Consider the following 18,057-nt stretch of genomic DNA (forward strand, 5'->3'; position numbering starts at 1 on the left):
TCTAGGCATTTAATTCCGGATGAAATTATCAGTAATAGTTCCTGCTTACAACGAAGAAAAAACAATCTGGAAAGTACTGGATAAGCTTAAATCTGTTGAATTAATAAGTGGCTTTCAAAAAGAAATTGTGATCGTGAACGATTGCTCTTCGGACAATACGGAGGGAGTCGCGCAGCGGTTTATCACCGAAAACCCACAATTAGAGATCAGCTACTATCGCCACGAGGTCAATCAGGGGAAAGGCGCTGCATTGCATACAGGCTTTCGCCGGGCAACGGGCGATTATATTATCGTGCAGGATGCAGATCTTGAATATGATCCGCAGGAGTTTAATATTTTGTTAAAACCGGTTGTCGACGGATATGCCGATGTGGTTTACGGTTCCCGCTTTATGGGAGGGCGGCCGCACCGGATCCTTTTCTTCTGGCACACGATCGGCAACAAATTCCTGACGTTTCTGAGCAATATGTTTACCAATCTGAATCTCACAGATATGGAAACATGTTACAAGCTATTCCGCTCAGATCTACTGAAAAACCTTTCACTCCACGAAAAAAGATTTGGTTTTGAGCCTGAGGTAACTGCGAAAATATCCAAGATTCCCAAGATCAGAATTTACGAAGTAGGTGTATCTTATTATGGTCGTACCTACGAAGAAGGGAAGAAAATCAACTGGAAAGACGGTTTCCGCGCCTTGTATTGCATTGTTCGGTACGGGCTGGGAAGTTAAGGTTCTTGTCAGGTAAATATTTAAAGTACGAATAGAAACGCCGGATTCCTGATCAGTTTCCGGCATTTTTGTTTGTACGATCTTGAAAAAATGGACTCAGATCGAAACGTCCGGTTCTATACGTTATCCGATATACGTTAGCCGGAACTATTGCTTGATGATTTTTTGGCTGATCGGATTCTTCCCTGACTGATCAACTGATAGGATATAAAGTCCCGCGGGTAGGAAAGTTACATTGGCTTGATAATGATTTTCAGACTTCAATTCCGCTGAATGCACCGCTTTTCCTGCCGCATTAAAAAGCGATATCGTTCCAGTGACAGGATTTCTAAACTCAACACTCAGAAAATCAGCAACAGGATTTGGGTATATCTTCCAAAACAACGCATTTCCCGAAGGCTCAACCGAAAGCAGCGGAAGCATCTTCACGGAAGTAGTTTTTACCTGAGATTCCGAAGCTTTGCTAAATGCCTGAATGCGATAGCTGTACGTTTCGTCGGGAGCTACATTTTTATCTTCGTAAGAAAGTGCTTTCCCGTCATAATCCTCAACCGGAGCATAGCCAGCATCTCCCGGACCTTTTCTTTCGAAAACGAAACTTTCAGCACCGGCTGATTCCCAAGAAACAATTACAGTTCCTGCATCAGACTCTTTTGCTTCGAAGACAGGAAATATCAGTGCATCCGCAATAGCAAGCTCCTGGAATGAAAATGCGCCGAGGTCGCGCTTATTTTTCAAAAACGGTCCATAGTAGGTATCGACTTTCTCACCTTTGTAAGCGGGCAAATATGTTAGTTTCTTCGCTGCTGAGGCACTATTTAATTTTAATGTAACAATATTCCCGCTGGCTGTACCGGAGGCAATATCCGCTGGTTTGGTCTCATCACCGTCAAAGAAAAAGACGTCTTTCAGACCTTTCAGGAACTTAGAACCTTTTACATCCTCCACGAGCGTATCTTTTGGCCACACCAAACTTTGTCCTGCGTCGAAATAAAGCTTGATCTCATCCTTTTTCTCAGAAGAATAGAACACTTTCTGCACATCCGGACAAGCGACATTGCTGGTGTCGGTAGATCCGTAATACATTGGCTGGATAAATTCAAAGAACCTTCTTCCCATTTCCTGGTAGCCCGCCAAACTGTAATGGATACCGTCAAATCCGGGCATTCCATTTACATTGAAATGGTCCGTTTTGGGATAGATATATTTCGTTTTCCGCTGAAACTCGCGGATTTTACCGGCTTCATAAAACGGATTGAACAAAACCGGAATCTGTACGACAATGTATTTTTCTACCTCAGGATAGTCCGTTTGCCAGTATTTGAAAAGTTTATCATACTGCTGGTCATAATTTTTAATATCCTCAATCGCCTCCTGCTCACCCTGGTACCAGAAAAATGCGCGGATACGCTTTGGCCTCGCCGCTTTGATTCTTCGGTAAAGAAGCCCATATAAGGTAGCCGAGGCAGGATCCTGCGCGTTTCTATCCACGTGGTAGGAAATATAGGAACCTGGCAAAGCGCCATTGATCACGCAGGTAGGGATACTGTCTTTTTCGAGAATCCGTTTTTGCAATTCGACTCCCCAAGCGCCGGCATAGGGCCACGACCAGGAGGAAGGAATCCACAAAGTATCGCCAATTCCTATTGACGGATCCCCGTCAGGAATGCGGGCGATGGTACGCGCGTATTTGTTTGTCCAGCTTCCAAAGTGTGTGGCAGCTGCATTGGATTGGCCGCTGATTACATAAAAATCTCCTGCTACCACATCGGTTCGCTTGACGATCAGCACCGAATCCGCGGATTTGCAGGCATAAACGGCAAAATCATAATCAGCCATTTCTGCTTTGATCGTCGGTTTCATGTCGAATGAAGCCGAGCTCTGTCCGCCGTAAATCAGCGTATCCTTGTGATAACCAATGCGTTTGTTGTTTCGGAAAGTAACCACTGACATGTGTTCCCAGCCCGTCGCTTCGATCTTTCCTGCAATCTGTACTTCGGCAGTATTGTCATCTTCCCGCGCATACAGCTGCATATCTTTCGGGAGGTTATTAAATGCGACTGCAAAAAATCGCTGACCGGATGCTATTTGCGAGCTAAAAATCAGCAGCAACAGCAAAGTGAAAAGTTTGTGTGTAAAATTCATCTCATTCAAAAACTCTGGTAGTTCTAAAATGTATTATCAATAATCTAATTCTATTACTTGCTGCTCAATGCCAGTTCCTCCGACCTGGAAAGAGACCAATGTGCATCAAACATTGCAAGAAACCACAATGCCATGATAACCGGCAAGGAATATTTATCCCACGACAGCTGTGCTTTACCCAACAGCAAAATATTGAATGCGACCATCCAGCTGGCGAGATTAAAATGAGGCGAGAAAAACCGCATTAAAGTGATCAGTGCCAGTAACCCGAAACAGATTTGCTTCAATAGCCCACTTATCCCCACAGTCATAAAAGCCTGATCTATATAACCCAGATATGGCCACGTAAAGTATGGATTGTAAGCCTGTTTGGCAGGAAAGAAGAATATGATGGACGCGATCAGCAGAATGAAGCCGATAAATAACTTAGGATATACCCTTGGAAACCGAACCAGGTAACGCAGCTTTCCAGTCACCAACATTTCAGGGATCACATAATATACCGCGATCACGACCGAGGAATACAGCAGGTAACCGAAATTGTATTGGACCAGCTTATCAGAATCATAATGCTGCTGCGCCATCACGGCGGCCGGCGCCGGGCCTTTCCATAAAATCACCCAGGGTACAATGCTCAACACAGCCAAAACATAGTACAGCCAGGTTTTTTCATTGAAAATACTTTTTATAAGCAAACCAATATCAGTAGTCTTTTTGAACCGTTCGAAAATTTCATAAGCAACAACAGCGGCCGGAAAAGCAAGCATATATTGCCGGCAGCACACCGCGGCGATGAACAATAGCATTCCCGCCCAATGCGCGCGTTTCAAATAAGCCACGGTCCCGGCGAGTACAAAAAACATCGCGAAAATGTCCGTGTAATAGTAAACGCTGACGAGGTAATAGTTGGGGAAAAGCAGCAATCCGGCCAGACAAAGCCAGAAACGCCTACTCTGGCCGGGGCTATTCCACACGAAAAGCATAAGTAATGCAAAGCTTGTGAATGCAGTGAGCAACCGCAGCGGCTGAATATTCTCACCAAACAAGTTAACAACCCAGCCTCCCAGAATAAACGGAATAGGTGTATTGAGCTCATTATAGCTTTTCAGCAGGTCGAGCGAAGGAACAGGTTCGTTGCTGAAAAAGATCGCGGCAGGCAGATAGTGGAATTCATCCTGGTATAACCCTACTGTAAATCTGTCTTTTATAAAAAAAACCGCGACGAAAAGTGCGACAAGAAATATAGTTACGTAAAGCTTTCTTGAATTCATAAATCAAATGAAATTAACCTCTGCATTCAGGGAGATCCCAAATTTAGATTTTACAGACTCCTGGATTTGCTCGGACAACTGTTTGATTTCGTGACCGGTACCACCTCCGTAGTTGACAAGCACAAGCGCCTGCTTTTCGTGGACACCTACATTGCCTGTCCGGTAACCTTTCCAGCCCGCCTGCTCGATCAGCCAGCCCGCAGGCACTTTCACAGTCTGATTATCAACAGGATAACCTGGTATATTAGGATTGTTTTTTCTCAATTCTTCAAATACTCCAACTGGAATTTCCGGGTTCTTAAAAAAGCTGCCCGCGTTGCCTATTTTGGCAGGATCGGGCAGTTTGCTGCGCCTGATCTGCATGATCGCCTCGCTCACATCGCGGATCGTCGGCTCGGTGACGTTCATTTCAAGCAGCGTTTTCTGCACATCGCCGTAACCTACATTGAGATTTGGTTTTTTAGACAAAATAAAATTGACGCCTGTAATCACATATTGATCTTTCACCTCTTTCTTGAAAATGCTTTCGCGATAGCCAAAGCGGCATTCTTCTTTCGAAAATATCCTGGTTTCGCCCGATTCTATGGAAACTGCCTCGACAGATTCGATGACATTTTTCACCTCAACTCCGTAAGCACCAATGTTTTGCATGGGCGCGGCGCCGACACTTCCGGGAATCAGCGAGAGGTTTTCCACGCCGGCATAACCGTTTTCCACACAATACATCACGAATGCATGCCAGCCTTCGCCGGCGCCAACTTTCAGCCAGATATTGGCTTCATCTTCACTGATCTTCTCGATTCCAGTGATCTGCACGTGAAGTACGAGGGCATTGATATTTTGGGTAAATAAGATATTACTGCCGCCGCCCAGAATAAATTTTGGCTTTTGTTTCCACTCGGGATCGGTCAGAATTGCCTTTAATTCCGTTAAAGAAGTGACCTCCGCAAAATAGCCCGCAGTCGACTCGAGGCCGAAAGTATTGTAATTGCGGAGCGGGTAATTGGCTTGAATTTGCATTGATAATGTGAATAACGTTGGTAAAGTTAGGTATTACATTCAAAACTATGTGGTATGGCGATTCATCCTTTTTTGCTTAAGTTTGCAGGTTCAGTCACCACTATTGGCTATATGAAGCTGAAAAAGAATCCCTTATTAGTATTGCTGCTTATCGTCCTCGCCGCTTCCGGCTGTGCTAAAAAGACGGTCGTGAGTGCTTCCAGCGGAGAGTATAAAGAGGATCTGTCAGCAGTGCGGCCGCGCTATGAATATGTTGAGCCGGTGTTCGAAAAACCGGAACCGGAAGCTGCGCCCAGGAAAAACACTGCACCAAAAACAGACGTCGATAAGCCGCTGTATGTCAATAAAAAACTGGAAACGGCGCTCGATACACTTTCAAAGCACAACAAATCTGTCCGGTACATCAATGGTTTTAGGATTCAAATCTATGTCGGCAATGTGCGGCAGGAAGCTGACGGAGCCAAAACTTATATTTACCAGACTTTTCCCGACCTCAATCCATACGTTTCTTATTCTCAACCTACCTACCGCGTGAAGGTTGGGGATTTTATGTACCGAAGTGACGCAGAGCAATACCTTGATATGATCAAAGACCAATACGCATCCGCAGTGATACTTGCCGATCGTGTTGATATCAAGAGAAGCCTCATGGTGAATCCATCTGCGGAAAGAAACTAATCGAATTTATCTGTTTAACACGGATTTTTTGTCCATTTATTCATTCTAGTAAGGCCTAATGAAAAAAGCATTAATTACCGGGATCACCGGTCAGGATGGTGCCTATCTTGCTGAACTCCTTTTGAGCAAAGGATATGAAGTGCACGGTATCAAACGCCGCAGCTCTTTGTTCAATACCCAGCGGATCGACCATATTTATGAAGATCCGCACGAAAAGGATGTGCGTTTCCACCTGCATTACGGTGACCTGAGCGATTCTACCAACATCATCCGCATTATCCAGGAAGTACAACCTGACGAGATATATAACCTGGGTGCTATGTCGCACGTGCAGGTAAGTTTTGAAGAGCCTGAATATACCGCCAATGTAGACGGAATAGGCACCCTGCGTATCCTGGAAGCAGTTCGCCTGCTTGGTTTGACTAAAAAAACGAAGATCTACCAGGCTTCCACTTCTGAGCTTTATGGTTTGGTACAGGCGGTACCGCAATCTGAAACAACCCCATTTTACCCACGCTCTCCTTATGCAGTTGCAAAGCTGTACGGATATTGGATCACCGTCAACTACCGGGAAGCTTATGATATGTTTGCTGTAAACGGTATCCTTTTCAACCACGAATCGCCGCTGAGAGGCGAGACTTTCGTGACCAGAAAAATTACCCGCGCAGTGGCACGTATCGCATTAGGTTTGCAGGATAAAGTGTACCTGGGTAATCTGGACGCACAACGCGACTGGGGCCACGCCAAGGATTTCGTAGAAGCGATGTGGCTGATATTACAACAGGAAACGGCCGAAGATTTTGTGATTGCAACTGGTGTTACTACCCGCATTCGTGATTTCGTCAGAATGGCATTTGAAGAAGTGGGTATCGAAGTGGAATTCTCCGGTGAAGGCGCCGGCGAAACTGCCAAGGTTGTGAAATGCAACAATCCAGATTTCCAGATCGAAATTGGCAAAGAAGTAGTTGCAGTTGACCCACGCTATTTCCGCCCGACCGAAGTGGAGCTATTGATCGGCGATCCAACTAAATCAATGACCAAACTGGGTTGGAAACCTAAATATGATCTGAAGGCATTGGTGAACGATATGGTTACAGCGGATGTGACCTTGTTCAAAAAAGACAGACTGTTGGAAAGCAGCGGCCACCGCGTTCCGAATTACTACGAATAAGCTATTACCCACAAATACAAAAGCCCCGGAAGCGATCTGCTCCCGGGGCTTGTTTTTTTATATCGGTACTAAACGGTTCTTTTCTTCCCAGCCGGTTTTTTCAAAGAATTCCCTGTCTTGATCAGATCTTCGGCGGTAGTGTATCCCAGCACTTTTTTCACCACTTTTCCATTTGGGTTGATAAAAAACAGGGTTGGGTAACCTTGTATCGGATATTTGCCCGCCAGCGTAGGTCCTTCGCCGCTTTCCATATCAAATTTTACATTGATAAAGTTCGCATTGAAAACCTTCGCTACATCTTCTCTTGTAAAAACATTTTTTTGCAACAGCTTGCAAGGCCCGCACCAGGTTGTATAGGCGTCAAAAAAAATGATTTTGTTTTCAGCTTTCGCTTTTTTCAGGATCGAAGCCCAGTTGCCTTCGGTAAATTGAATGCCTTTCTCTGCTGTTTTTACTTCCTTATCGCCTTTTTCAGCATTTGCGACATTGAAAGACAATGCTATTACAGCGATCAGCAGACCTAATTTCTTGAAATTTCTCATTACTTGATTGATAGTTACGCGTAGATCCTAATAACGAAAATAACGATTGATCTTGTTCAGACAATCCATTGTTAAACATACGATTAAGCTTTTGCAATGGATTTGCGGGTCAAAAAAGATAACTTCGCAGCTTCATTAACATATATTTTTTATGAAAGTTCAGGAAGCCAGGTACGTAATGAGCAATTCAGACTATTTGAAATGCCCGGAGCCGGACCTGCCTGAATATGCATTTATCGGCCGGTCGAATGTGGGCAAATCGTCGCTTATCAATATGCTGACCGGCAAAAAAGCTTTGGCCAAAACCTCCCAGCAGCCGGGAAAAACGCAGCTGATCAACCATTTTATCATCAATGAAACGTGGTACCTCGTCGATTTGCCGGGTTATGGTTATGCCAAGGTCTCGAAAACGGAGCGGGAGAAGTGGGAGAAAATGATCAATGATTATTTGTATAACCGGCCGAACCTGATCTGCACCTTTTTACTGATAGATGTAAGGCACAGTGCACTGGCTGTCGACCTCGAATTTATGGCGCAGCTGGGCGAGGCGGGTATTCCTTTTCATATCATTTTTACGAAGGCAGATAAGCTGAAATCCGGGCAGGTCAACACGCAGGTGGAGGCTTATAAAGCTAAACTTGCTGAAATCTGGGAAGAAATTCCGCCGGTATTTGTGACCTCCGCAGAAAAAAACGAAGGCCGGGATCCCGTTTTACAGGCAATAGAGGCTTACAACCGCGCGTTTCAAGATAGACAGGGCGCCTGAGGTTGTTTCGCGAAGTATCTTTGCGTTATTTTGCCGGAAAATCAGGAGTTTTCCCCACACAATATTCAAATTCAGAAATATCAAATATTAAAAAAGGATGAGTGAAAAAGTAGAGTCTACAGGAATGGAGCTGTTGAAGGAAATAGCAAATGTTTCAGGTAAGGGCGGACTGTTCCGTATTCTCAAACCAAGCCGCGCCGGAGTTATCGTTGAAAGCCTGGATGAAAAACGCGAAAAAACGTTGATCGGACCCACCGCGCGGGTTTCTGTTCTGAAAGATGTATCTATTTTTACAGAAGGCGAGGAAGAATCAGTTCCGTTGGAAGACGTTTTTACCAGCATCCGTGAAGCGCATGGTGAGCAGGTGGAATTGCCTGTGAAGACTTCTTCGGACAAAGAATTGATCGAATTCCTGAATAAAATTCTGCCTGATTTTGATCGTTCAAAAGTGTATGTATCTGATATCAAGAAAATTATCACCTGGTACAATTTGCTTTCGAAATACCTGCCTGAGCTGTTTATCGTTTCTGAAACAGCAGCGGAACCTGCAACTGAGGAAGTAAAGGAAGAAGCAGAGGATACTGAGAAGAAATCAGCGAAAAAAGCACAAAGCAAAGCCTGATTTCAGGACAAATCATATTGAGAACCCTGTCGCAATGACGGGGTTTTCTTTTTTGACGCCCCAAAAAATTATGAATGCACTCTCCACTTACATCGACCACACATTACTGAGCCCGGTAGCCAGCGAAACGGATATCAGAAAGATCTGTGAAGAAGCCTGGATCATGCAGTTCAAGGCGATTTGCGTCGCGCCTTCCTATGTTCCCTATGTGGTAGAAATGATGGAGTTTTGTCCCATTAAAATTGAGATTGCGACGGTGATCGGCTTTCCGCTTGGTTATGCGGTTACTTCTACCAAGGTCGCTGAGGCCGAAACTGCATTGCGGGACGGTGCTACAGAGTTGGATGTGGTTATGAATCTTTCCCGGTTCAAATCGATGGCGTATCTGAGCGTCAGGGAAGAATTGCAGGTGCTATCCCAACTAGCTCACAATGCCGGCGCGTTGATCAAAGTGATTATAGAAACGGGCTACCTGGATTCATTTGAGTTATATACAGCCTGCGAGATCTGCGCCGAGTCGGGTGCTGATTTCGTTAAAACATCCACCGGTTTCGCCCCTGTTGGTGCCGAAGTGGAAGTTGTAAGAACAATGCGGCAGATATTGCCTCCTAACGTCAAAATCAAAGCCTCAGGCGGGATTAAGACTGCCGAACAGGCGATCGCGCTGATCGAAGCGGGTGCTGAGCGGATCGGGACTTCTCACGGCGCTGCTATTATGGGCCAGGTATGAAACGGGTGATGTTACTGAGTACTGTTCACCCGCCGGCCGATCCGCGGATCATTTATAAAATAGCGCCTGCGCTGGCTGAAATGCATGATTTAACCTGCATTTTACCTGGTTTGAACAGAGATTCAGCGAATGCATTCCGGACAGATTCAGTACCTTTTTTCAAAAAGCTATTGCCGCGCATATTGATTTCACATCCTGTTTTGCTGGCTAAATGCTTATTGAACAGGCCGGATATTGTTCACATTTTTGTCCCGGAGCTTATTCCTGTTGCATTGATTTTACAGCAGTTCGGCACGAAGGTGATTTATGAAGTACAGGAAAACCTTTACAAGAAATTCAAGATAAAGACCTATAATAACGGATTGATTTTCAGAAGGCTTTTCCATTATTTTGACCATATTGCCCGCAAAAGATTTCACTTTGTTTTCACCGAAAAAGCTTATCTACAAGAATATAGCGCGCTTAAATTTTCATTTCAAATAATCCAGAATTTCGCCCATCTGCCGCTGATCGACAGTTTTTCCAATACTAAAAGACAAGTGGCTAGGCCCGAGTTTTTCTATTCAGGCGTAATATCGCTGGAAAGGTCATTTGATGTGATGGTAGCGGCATTTTCAGAGCTTAAAGATCTATTTCCCGATTTTCACGTACATATATTTGGAACAGTCAGGATCAGCGAAAACGTGATCTCCGCCTTACCAGGTTTCGATCGCATCCGACAAAACCTGACTTTCCATGGCTACACGGACCAAAAGATCGCATTTGGTTATGCCGCCGGTTGCATTGCCGGAATTGCATTGCTGAAACCCGTGGGCGATTACCAGGATTCCTATACCACAAAGTTGTTTGAATATATGGCGCTGGGATTGCCGGTTATTACATCCGACTTTCCATCGTACCGCCAAATTGTAGAACCTTCTCAATGCGGTTTTTGTATTTGTCCTAACAACAGTAGGGCGCTATACGAGAAGCTGGTTTTTCTGATTGAGAACGAAAATGAAAGGTTAGCAATGGGGAAAAATGGTCGGAGCTGCGTCGGTCGGCTCTATAACTGGCAGACAGAACAGACCAAACTGCTCGCCTTTTACAAGTCAGTGCACTTATCTGAGTAAAAATTCGCAAGTGTACTGACTATTATGATTTTATAAATTTATTGTTGAATTGTTCAAATATTTAGTACTACGATTTCTATGAAATATTTAACTTTCGGAATTAAAAGGAATTGTAGTTTGCGGAGTCAACTTCTCAATCATGTATATTAATACAGTTAGTCATTATTTGCCAAGCGAAGTTATTGGTAATGAATATTTTACAAATATTAACAATCTGTCCCACGAGTGGATTGTAGAACGGACCGGAATTTCAGAAAGACGTAAGGCATCAGCGGAAGAAAATACTTCCACCATGGCAATCAAAGCGGTTGAGTCCTTACTTGAGAGTATCCCTTACAGCAAAAATGAAATTGATTTGATCATTGGAGCGACTTATACTCCCTATGATACCATAGTTACGCTTGCACACGCGGTACAGCATCAGCTTCAAATCCCCGATATTCCTGTTGTCAGCATTTCGTCGGCTTGTTCCTCTCTTTTGAATGCGATCGAGATTGTCGAAGGATATTTCGCGCTGGGTAAGGCTTCCAAAGCACTGGTTGTGGTTTCCGATCATAACACTGCTTACTACAATGAAATGGACACCGTTTCGGGCCACCTCTGGGGCGACGGCGCTTCGGCGCTGCTGATCTCCAAAGAGCGGCAGACAGATTCGGATATGCACATCAAAAAAATCATCACAGGCGGGGCTGCTACAAGCGGCAAAGCGATCGAGGCGGTGGTTTTGAGGCCAAACGACCGGGGCGTGATCATGCCTTTCGGCCGCGACGTTTTCCAGAATGCATGCGTGTATATGCCCAAAGTAAGCCAACAGGTGTTGCATGCGTGCGGACTTTCGATCGATGATCTCGATTACCTGATCCCGCACCAGGCCAATCACCGGATCAGTCTGAATGTGATCAATACCCTGGGCATTCCAGTTGAAAAGTTGATCTCGAATATTCAGTATCTGGGAAATACAGGCTGCGCAGGCTGTGCGATCGCACTTTCCGAGAATAAAGAGAAATTTAAAAAGGGTGAGAATATTGTGATTACCGTATTTGGAGGAGGTTACTCTTACGGCGCAATGCTCATTACTATTTAGTATAAAGGAAAAGAAAAAGCTTCCGGCCGAACATTTGTTCAGCCGGAAGCTTTTTCTATGTACTGCAATATCAGTTCACTTCGGGCTCCGCGTACATTACCGGCTTCCAAATATTGTTCGAAGGGTTAATATCCGGCAGACTGCGTTCCGGATCTATTGTAACCGAACGAATAGGCTGGTCGGTAGCGGCTTTGAAAGTCCAGCTTCCGCCTCTCTGCCAGATCTCGACAGGCAGCTCCACCCTTGTTTTTTTACCACTTACTTCTTCAATATCCACTTTCACAGGCATTGCCAGCTGATCCAGGTTTTCGATTGTGACAAATGATCCTTTTTGCGGGTTTTGCTCCACATAGCTCACATCTTTCACCGCCTGATCCAGTTTATAGTTCTCAAAGAACCAACCTTTCCAGAACCAGCCCAGATCTTCTCCCGCTGCATCTTCCATCGTGCGAAAGAAATCGTACGGAGTCGGGTGTTTGAATGCCCAGCGTTTTACATATTGTTGAAACGCGTAGTCAAAACGCTCTTTACCTAAAACCTGCTCACGCAGCATTTTCAATCCCAATGCTGGCTTGTAATAGGCTTCCCAACCCAGGTTAGCAGCCTGGATCACGTCTGGGGTAGTCATAATAGGATCTGCTTTCGGACGGAAAATGATCGGTGCCAATCTGTGCAGATCATTCATCTGCGTAGTTTTATATTCTCCGTTATTGAAGTTATCCGTTGAAAGGAAATTAATGAAAGTGTTGAAACCTTCGTCCATCCAAGCATATTTCCGCTCATTGTTCCCCACGATCATCGGGAACCAGTTGTGACCAAATTCGTGGTCAGTCACGCCCCAAAGATCGTCTTTGCGACTCTTGCTGCTGCAAAATACGATTCCAGGATATTCCATACCGCCTACAATTCCCGCTACGTTGGTCGCCACAGGGTAAGTATATTCATGCACATAGCTCGAATAGAACTCAATGCAGCCTTTCACATATTCCGTAGATCTTCCCCAACCCTCCAGTCCGCCGTCCTCAGCCGGATATACCGATTGCGCGAGTGCAGTTTTTCCTTTGGGTAAATTCATTTTTGCAGCGTCCCACACGAATGCTTTCGAGGTAGCCCACGCAATATCGCGCGCCTGCTGGCAGCGGAACCGCCAGGTTAAAGTACCAGATTGCTTCGGGCGTGAAGCAGGGCTTGAAACCTCCTCCGCCGAGCGGATCATCACAGTTTGGTCACTTTTAGCTGCATTCGCCAATCTTTGTCTTTGCTCTGCGGTCAATACTTCGCCGGGATTAAGCAGCTCGCCTGATCCTACCACAATATGGTCCCAGGGAACAGTAATGTTGTAATCAAAGTCTCCATATTCCAGGTAAAACTCGCCCGCGCCAAGGTACGGCAGCAGGTTCCAGCCTTCGATATCGTCAAAAACAGCCACGCGCGGATACCACTGGGCCATTTCGTAAACGATCCCGTTCTTCGTTTCCAGCGTTCCCATTCTATCTGATCCGTATTCAGGGATCTTGAATGAATAGGCTATTTTGATTTTGATCACGTCGCCGTTTGGCTTCACAGGAGTCGCCAGGCGGATCTGCATGCGGGTATCGGTGATCTTGTAAGTTGCGTCTACAAACTTATCCTTTCCCTGCTGTACCGAAACCGATCTGATAGAATCGCCGCCATCGAATCCGGTATTACCAAACCTTCCACCCGTTACCGGCGTGGTTTTGCCACCTCTTGAGTGACTGCTGAATGCATTCTGATCGAGTTGTAGCCAGATGAAATCCAGACTTTCGGGACTGTTATTTTTGTAGGTAAGCTCAATATCGCCGGCTACTATTCCTTTCGCCTCGTCGAGTGCCACATTGATTTTATAATCTGCTTTGTTTTGCCAGTATTTCGGCCCCGGAGCGCCGCTGCCGGTACGGTATTCATTGCCCGGCTGGAAATTGAATAGTGGGTGAAACAGCACGTGCGCGTCATACGCCCCCTTTCCAGCCTGCTGCGCCATCGTATTTAAAAAGCCCAGGCTGCATATTGCCAGCAAGCCCAAACGATACATCGAAATTTTCATTCTGATAATTAAAATTGGAAATTATAGGATTGTAAACGAGCAATATACACCTTTTCGCCTTTTTACGGATAAAAAGTTTAATTTTTACAAACCAAAACAAGACCCTTAACAAGGCAGGTATTTAACCCAAAATTATGCGTGAGCGCCTTTCTTCTGATGCTTATATTGACGGAATCCTGGCAGGCGACAGGGTTATCCTGAGCCGGGCGATTACGGTAGTCGAAAGCAGGCTTGCGGAAGACAAGTTACTCGCGCAGGCTATTCTGAACGGTATCCTGCCTCAAACCGGACGCTCGCTCCGGATTGGGATAACCGGCATTCCCGGAGTGGGAAAAAGTACATTTATAGAAGCGCTGGGGATTTACCTAACTTCGATTAACAAGAAAGTAGCAGTACTGGCGGTGGACCCGACGAGCAGCAAATCGGCCGGGAGTATTCTGGGGGATAAAACGAGAATGCAAGAGCTGGTGAAAGATCCGCTTGCATTCATCAGACCGTCGGCGACCGGACTTTCGCTGGGTGGCGTGGCGCGGAACACGCGTGAGGCAATGCTTTTGTGCGAGGCAGCGGGCTATGAAGTGATATTGATCGAGACTGTGGGCGTGGGACAATCGGAGATATTCGTGAAGGGAATGACTGACTTTTTCCTGCTGCTCGCATTGCCGGGCGCGGGCGACGAACTGCAAGGTATCAAGAAAGGCATTGTTGAAATGGCAGATGCGGTGGTTGTCAATAAGGCCGACGGACTATTTGCAGACGAAGCCGCTCAGGCAGCAGCTACCTTCAAAAATGCATTGCATCTGGCACAGGCTGGGGAATCGGGTGTGACGGTGAAGGTACTGACGTGTTCGGCGCTGGAAAACAGAGGTATTGCGGAAGTATGGGAGACTGTTCAGCAATATGTGGCTACTACGGTTAAGAACGGGTTTTTCTCAAAAAACCGGGCGGCGCAGCAGGTGGACTGGATGCATGAAATAGTGCGGCAAAAGCTGGAAGACCTGTTTTATCAAAATAAAGAAGTGAAAAAGCAGCTGCATGGAATAGAGGAAGAAGTAGGAGCCGGTAAAATGCTCCCGGCGGAGGCGGCCCAGCTATTATTGAACCTGCTATTCAAAATATAAATTATCCCAGATAAACCCCTCAAAATTTGGGGTAAATGCATTTTTAAGGTAGGTTTGAACGTTCGATTTTAACGTATAACAAAAACAGACTCAACTTTTTACTGACAAATGATGAAAACCCCTCACTACCTTACCCGGATCCTCTACTTTGCACTTGTTTGCCTGACAGGATTCGCCGCATCTTGTAAAGACGATGAAAAGGAGCCGGAACCGGAACCAGTTGATACTAACCCGATTGTTGGGACCTGGGAATTGGAAGCAATTACACCTGAAACTGCCGGAGCCAGCATCCCCAATCTGGGAACTGTTATCTCTGTTGTCCCTTGTATCTATGATCTCAAATTGACTTTTAATGCTAATAATACCATTTCCACAGCTGATTGCCCGATTGCTGTGTCAGCGATTGGATCTCTTGTGCCAGTTGGTACTGATGCAAAGTGGAAGGTTAATGGTGACAAACTAACTTTATCAGACAAGAGCAAGAGCCAGGAACTTAAAATCACTCAGAACGCGACGGATCTTAAAGTGGTAGTAAATGCAGAAATGGATACTACAAAGCCACCGGCAAATGCAGTTTTGCAGTTTAAGCGCCTTTGATCTTCAATTAAAGCTATTTCGCAGCCGGGCAATTTGTCCGGCTGTTTTTTTATCCGCTGGTATGGTCGCAAACCACCACCCATTTTCCACTGATCTTTTTGAAAAGCAGTGTGTAGTGACCTTCCAGATCACCTTTTTCTGGTCGGGTCAGGTGGAACTTGCCTACTACGAATGCGACGCCGGGGCCCGGGAATGAGAAATTGAGGTAAGTGAATTTGAGCTTGCCCATCGTAGCCCGGTCCGGATAGCGTTTCAGGTAACCTTCGTAGGTAGACTTGTAGCCGTAAGTAATACCGCTTTTTCCGACGAACATCAGTGAATCCGATTCCCAGTATCCGTTCATAAAAGACTTGATATCGCCTTTGTTCCAGTCGGAAACCTGGCGATCGAGTATGGCGAAAATCTCCTCTTTGTCCTTCCCCGACTGCGCTGAAACAATGCCGGAAGTAGCCAGCAGGAACAGAGTAAAGAGCCAGTTTCTCATATTTTTTGTGGATTTTTGTAAAACGGTTTTCAGGTATTCAATATAATGAAAGATTTGATCGGCCAGAGAATTAGTCCTCATCAAATCAGTGAACAGCAAGAAATGGGAAAGTTTAATGACTTCTTCAAAAGTTTGGACCGCCAGAAGTATCCCTTCATCGACGGGCTCTACTACCTGTTCATGATCGTTTTTCTCCTCGTACTATTCCTTTTCTTCGCCTGACCAGTGCCTGGATCCTATCTTTTTATCTTAAATCCAAATTCGGGTACTTCAACCGGAAAAAGGACGAACTATATCGTCGATAAAATCCAGGCGATTGCCGGTAAGTACGATTGTGAAGCTGTGATTCTTTTCACCAAAGAACGCGGCCACGCAACTGCGCTGGTATCTGAAAACGTGGGTCTGCGTGATTGGAAGGCTGTTGTGGCAGTTGGCGGCGACGGTACCATCAACGAAACTGCACAGCCGCTTGTTGGCACAGATACGCCTGTCGGTATTATTCCGTTGGGTTCTGGAAATGGTTTGGCGAGACATTTAGGTATTCCTATTGCACTTGAAAGATCCCTGATCCGGCTTTTCACCGGAGATACGATCACGATCGATAGTGCAACGCTGAACGATATCCCCTTTTTCTGCACCGCCGGAATAGGGTTCGACGCGTACGTCGGGCATTTGTTCAGCAAACAAAAAGTGCGCGGACTTGCTTCTTACGTAAATGTTTCATTTCGTGCGTATTGGACTTACAAACCGCAGGTACTCAAACTCAACGGATTGAATACCAATGCGTTCTCCATTTCATTTGCGAATGCGGGACAGTTTGGGAACAATGCATGGGTAGCTCCCGAAGCCAATTTGCAGGATGGAAAGCTGGATATCTGCACGATCAAACCTTTTCCGAAATGGTACGGAACTTCCCTCGCCTACCAGCTATTTACAAAGCAGATGAAAGCCTCCCGGTTTATCGACTACCAAAGTGCGGAATTCGCGGTGATAGATACAGAAACGCCGCCGATGATCCATTATGACGGCGAGCCGCTTCAATTGAATACAACGAGGATCGAGGTGAAGATCAAGCCGCAGAGTTTGCGGGTGATTGTTTAAATTCACGAAATCAATAAAGAAATTCAAATGTCAAAGAAGAACCGTTCCGGGATCATATATTCGACAAATCCCGAATTTGAGTTTAACGATTCAGACGACGAAGCCGAGACTTTGGCGCCGCAGCACCAGGACCTGCGCATTTGGCTCGAAAGAAAAGGCGGCGGCAAGGTAAGTACCGTAATTAAAGGGTTTGTGGGTAAAAATTCGGATCTCGAAGTATTGGGCAAATTGCTCAAAAACCTGTGCGGAAGCGGTGGGACCGTGAAAGACCATGAAGTGCAGATCCAGGGCGACCACCGGGACAAGGTGATCACCTGGCTGATCAGCAAGAATTATAAGGCAAAAAAAGCCGGAGGTTAGTCCGGCTTAAAGTACTTCATTGGTATCTATTTCGGTAGGCGAAGGCAGCGGAGCCGATGGCACTGGATTCACAGGCTGGCGCACACTATCGAGTACCTCCACATTGGTCACGAAATATTTGGTATCCCCGTTCCAGGGCAGAGTGAAGAACTTCTCTTCGTAGGTCAGCGAAACGCGCTGGCCGTTTTTGATCGCTTCTTCCAGTTTGCTGATCGCGTCCTTGTTTTTTGCGCTTACAGAAAATACCCATTCCGAAGAGTTCATGGTACCGTCGCCTTCGTAAAGACCGCCCATTCTCAACTCACCTTCATAAGTTTTAAATAAATATCCTTTGTTGCTGAGCTTTGTGATAAAACCGCCCCGTTTGCCTTCACTATAATACCCAAATGTAAGATAATACAGGATCCCGAAGATGACAGCCAGGAATATGGCGAATATGACCCATTTACGCATTGTGA

At 45.7% G+C, this 18,057-nt stretch carries 19 protein-coding genes; 12 read left to right on the forward strand and 7 right to left on the reverse strand.

What is annotated here, in order from left to right; genetic code table 11:
* Positions 1-19: 19 nt before the first annotated feature.
* Entirely contained in the window at positions 20-730 is a 711-nt protein-coding gene (locus LZG94_RS21160) for a glycosyltransferase family 2 protein (protein WP_233793754.1), read from the forward strand.
* A 147-nt stretch (positions 731-877) separates the two neighbouring features.
* Here the strand turns inward: LZG94_RS21160 and LZG94_RS21165 are convergent, their stop codons facing one another.
* The 3 genes from LZG94_RS21165 to murB are packed head-to-tail and all read right to left on the reverse strand — an operon-like array spanning position 878 to position 5,166.
* Positions 878-2,875: a sialate O-acetylesterase gene (locus tag LZG94_RS21165; RefSeq protein WP_233793755.1), complete on the reverse strand. Its 1,998-nt coding sequence runs from the start codon at positions 2,873-2,875 to the stop codon at positions 878-880.
* Between the two features lie 53 nt (positions 2,876-2,928).
* Positions 2,929-4,146, reverse strand: a complete 1,218-nt coding sequence (locus LZG94_RS21170) for a hypothetical protein (protein WP_233793756.1) — start codon at positions 4,144-4,146, stop codon at positions 2,929-2,931.
* Between the two features lie 3 nt (positions 4,147-4,149).
* A complete protein-coding gene (murB, locus tag LZG94_RS21175) occupies positions 4,150-5,166 on the reverse strand; it encodes a UDP-N-acetylmuramate dehydrogenase (protein ID WP_233793757.1) in 1,017 nt (338 codons plus the stop codon).
* 54 nt (positions 5,167-5,220) lie between these two features.
* Between murB and LZG94_RS21180 the strand changes: the two genes are divergently transcribed.
* Positions 5,221-5,844, forward strand: coding sequence for an SPOR domain-containing protein (locus tag LZG94_RS21180; RefSeq protein WP_215235072.1), 624 nt, complete (start codon positions 5,221-5,223; stop codon positions 5,842-5,844).
* 58 nt (positions 5,845-5,902) lie between these two features.
* Positions 5,903-7,015 (forward strand): GDP-mannose 4,6-dehydratase, encoded by a 1,113-nt coding sequence (gene gmd, locus LZG94_RS21185; protein ID WP_215235073.1) that lies wholly within the window; start codon positions 5,903-5,905, stop codon positions 7,013-7,015.
* Between the two features lie 68 nt (positions 7,016-7,083).
* Here the strand turns inward: gmd and LZG94_RS21190 are convergent, their stop codons facing one another.
* Positions 7,084-7,557 carry a thioredoxin fold domain-containing protein gene (locus tag LZG94_RS21190; protein WP_233793758.1) on the reverse strand — a complete coding sequence of 158 codons (474 nt, stop codon included), beginning with the start codon at positions 7,555-7,557 and terminating at the stop codon, positions 7,084-7,086.
* A 151-nt stretch (positions 7,558-7,708) separates the two neighbouring features.
* Here LZG94_RS21190 and yihA point away from each other — a divergent pair, with 151 nt between their 5' ends.
* The 5 genes from yihA (at position 7,709) to LZG94_RS21215 (ending at position 11,871) form a co-directional block, all read left to right on the forward strand.
* Positions 7,709-8,323, forward strand: a complete 615-nt coding sequence (gene yihA / locus LZG94_RS21195; protein ID WP_215235075.1) for a ribosome biogenesis GTP-binding protein YihA/YsxC — start codon at positions 7,709-7,711, stop codon at positions 8,321-8,323.
* 97 nt (positions 8,324-8,420) lie between these two features.
* A complete protein-coding gene (locus LZG94_RS21200; protein ID WP_215235076.1) occupies positions 8,421-8,945 on the forward strand; it encodes a DUF5606 domain-containing protein in 525 nt (174 codons plus the stop codon).
* Positions 8,946-9,015: 70 nt separating this feature from the next.
* Positions 9,016-9,675: a deoxyribose-phosphate aldolase gene (deoC, locus tag LZG94_RS21205; RefSeq protein WP_233793759.1), complete on the forward strand. Its 660-nt coding sequence runs from the start codon at positions 9,016-9,018 to the stop codon at positions 9,673-9,675.
* Complete coding sequence (locus LZG94_RS21210) at positions 9,672-10,787, forward strand: glycosyltransferase (protein ID WP_233793760.1); 1,116 nt, start codon at positions 9,672-9,674, stop codon at positions 10,785-10,787. Before deoC ends, LZG94_RS21210 begins: the two co-directional genes overlap by 4 nt.
* A gap of 139 nt (positions 10,788-10,926) precedes the next feature.
* Positions 10,927-11,871, forward strand: coding sequence for a 3-oxoacyl-ACP synthase III family protein (locus LZG94_RS21215; RefSeq protein ID WP_215235079.1), 945 nt, complete (start codon positions 10,927-10,929; stop codon positions 11,869-11,871).
* 70 nt (positions 11,872-11,941) lie between these two features.
* Here the strand turns inward: LZG94_RS21215 and LZG94_RS21220 are convergent, their stop codons facing one another.
* Positions 11,942-13,936: a M1 family metallopeptidase gene (locus LZG94_RS21220; protein ID WP_233793761.1), complete on the reverse strand. Its 1,995-nt coding sequence runs from the start codon at positions 13,934-13,936 to the stop codon at positions 11,942-11,944.
* Positions 13,937-14,070: 134 nt separating this feature from the next.
* Between LZG94_RS21220 and meaB the strand changes: the two genes are divergently transcribed.
* Together meaB and LZG94_RS21230 are read left to right on the forward strand one after the other, a co-directional pair.
* Positions 14,071-15,057, forward strand: a complete 987-nt coding sequence (gene meaB, locus LZG94_RS21225; protein WP_233793762.1) for a methylmalonyl Co-A mutase-associated GTPase MeaB — start codon at positions 14,071-14,073, stop codon at positions 15,055-15,057.
* A 108-nt stretch (positions 15,058-15,165) separates the two neighbouring features.
* A complete protein-coding gene (locus LZG94_RS21230) occupies positions 15,166-15,654 on the forward strand; it encodes a lipocalin family protein (RefSeq protein WP_233793763.1) in 489 nt (162 codons plus the stop codon).
* A 49-nt stretch (positions 15,655-15,703) separates the two neighbouring features.
* Here LZG94_RS21230 and LZG94_RS21235 read toward each other — a convergent pair whose 3' ends face one another.
* Positions 15,704-16,138 (reverse strand): DUF4440 domain-containing protein, encoded by a 435-nt coding sequence (locus LZG94_RS21235; RefSeq protein WP_215235083.1) that lies wholly within the window; start codon positions 16,136-16,138, stop codon positions 15,704-15,706.
* Positions 16,139-16,363: 225 nt separating this feature from the next.
* Between LZG94_RS21235 and LZG94_RS26485 the strand changes: the two genes are divergently transcribed.
* Complete coding sequence (locus LZG94_RS26485) at positions 16,364-17,239, forward strand: diacylglycerol kinase family protein (RefSeq protein WP_233793764.1); 876 nt, start codon at positions 16,364-16,366, stop codon at positions 17,237-17,239.
* A 27-nt stretch (positions 17,240-17,266) separates the two neighbouring features.
* Complete coding sequence (locus tag LZG94_RS21245) at positions 17,267-17,599, forward strand: translation initiation factor (RefSeq protein ID WP_215235085.1); 333 nt, start codon at positions 17,267-17,269, stop codon at positions 17,597-17,599.
* Between the two features lie 6 nt (positions 17,600-17,605).
* Here LZG94_RS21245 and LZG94_RS21250 read toward each other — a convergent pair whose 3' ends face one another.
* Complete coding sequence (locus LZG94_RS21250; RefSeq protein ID WP_233793765.1) at positions 17,606-18,052, reverse strand: hypothetical protein; 447 nt, start codon at positions 18,050-18,052, stop codon at positions 17,606-17,608.
* Between the last annotated feature and the right edge of the window lie 5 nt (positions 18,053-18,057).

Source organism: Dyadobacter sp. CY343 (assembly GCF_021390335.1).
Taxonomy (GTDB): domain Bacteria; phylum Bacteroidota; class Bacteroidia; order Cytophagales; family Spirosomataceae; genus Dyadobacter.

Coding starts and splice junctions, on each gene's coding strand:
- LZG94_RS21160 (WP_233793754.1), top strand. CDS start 20: ATGAAATTATCAGTAATAGTTCCTGCTTACAACGAAGAAAAAACAATC.
- LZG94_RS21165 (WP_233793755.1), bottom strand. CDS start 2,875: ATGAATTTTACACACAAACTTTTCACTTTGCTGTTGCTGCTGATTTTT.
- LZG94_RS21170 (WP_233793756.1), bottom strand. CDS start 4,146: ATGAATTCAAGAAAGCTTTACGTAACTATATTTCTTGTCGCACTTTTC.
- murB (WP_233793757.1), bottom strand. CDS start 5,166: ATGCAAATTCAAGCCAATTACCCGCTCCGCAATTACAATACTTTCGGC.
- LZG94_RS21180 (WP_215235072.1), top strand. CDS start 5,221: ATGGCGATTCATCCTTTTTTGCTTAAGTTTGCAGGTTCAGTCACCACT.
- gmd (WP_215235073.1), top strand. CDS start 5,903: ATGAAAAAAGCATTAATTACCGGGATCACCGGTCAGGATGGTGCCTAT.
- LZG94_RS21190 (WP_233793758.1), bottom strand. CDS start 7,557: ATGAGAAATTTCAAGAAATTAGGTCTGCTGATCGCTGTAATAGCATTG.
- yihA (WP_215235075.1), top strand. CDS start 7,709: ATGAAAGTTCAGGAAGCCAGGTACGTAATGAGCAATTCAGACTATTTG.
- LZG94_RS21200 (WP_215235076.1), top strand. CDS start 8,421: ATGAGTGAAAAAGTAGAGTCTACAGGAATGGAGCTGTTGAAGGAAATA.
- deoC (WP_233793759.1), top strand. CDS start 9,016: ATGAATGCACTCTCCACTTACATCGACCACACATTACTGAGCCCGGTA.
- LZG94_RS21210 (WP_233793760.1), top strand. CDS start 9,672: ATGAAACGGGTGATGTTACTGAGTACTGTTCACCCGCCGGCCGATCCG.
- LZG94_RS21215 (WP_215235079.1), top strand. CDS start 10,927: ATGTATATTAATACAGTTAGTCATTATTTGCCAAGCGAAGTTATTGGT.
- LZG94_RS21220 (WP_233793761.1), bottom strand. CDS start 13,936: ATGAAAATTTCGATGTATCGTTTGGGCTTGCTGGCAATATGCAGCCTG.
- meaB (WP_233793762.1), top strand. CDS start 14,071: ATGCGTGAGCGCCTTTCTTCTGATGCTTATATTGACGGAATCCTGGCA.
- LZG94_RS21230 (WP_233793763.1), top strand. CDS start 15,166: ATGATGAAAACCCCTCACTACCTTACCCGGATCCTCTACTTTGCACTT.
- LZG94_RS21235 (WP_215235083.1), bottom strand. CDS start 16,138: ATGAGAAACTGGCTCTTTACTCTGTTCCTGCTGGCTACTTCCGGCATT.
- LZG94_RS21245 (WP_215235085.1), top strand. CDS start 17,267: ATGTCAAAGAAGAACCGTTCCGGGATCATATATTCGACAAATCCCGAA.
- LZG94_RS21250 (WP_233793765.1), bottom strand. CDS start 18,052: ATGCGTAAATGGGTCATATTCGCCATATTCCTGGCTGTCATCTTCGGG.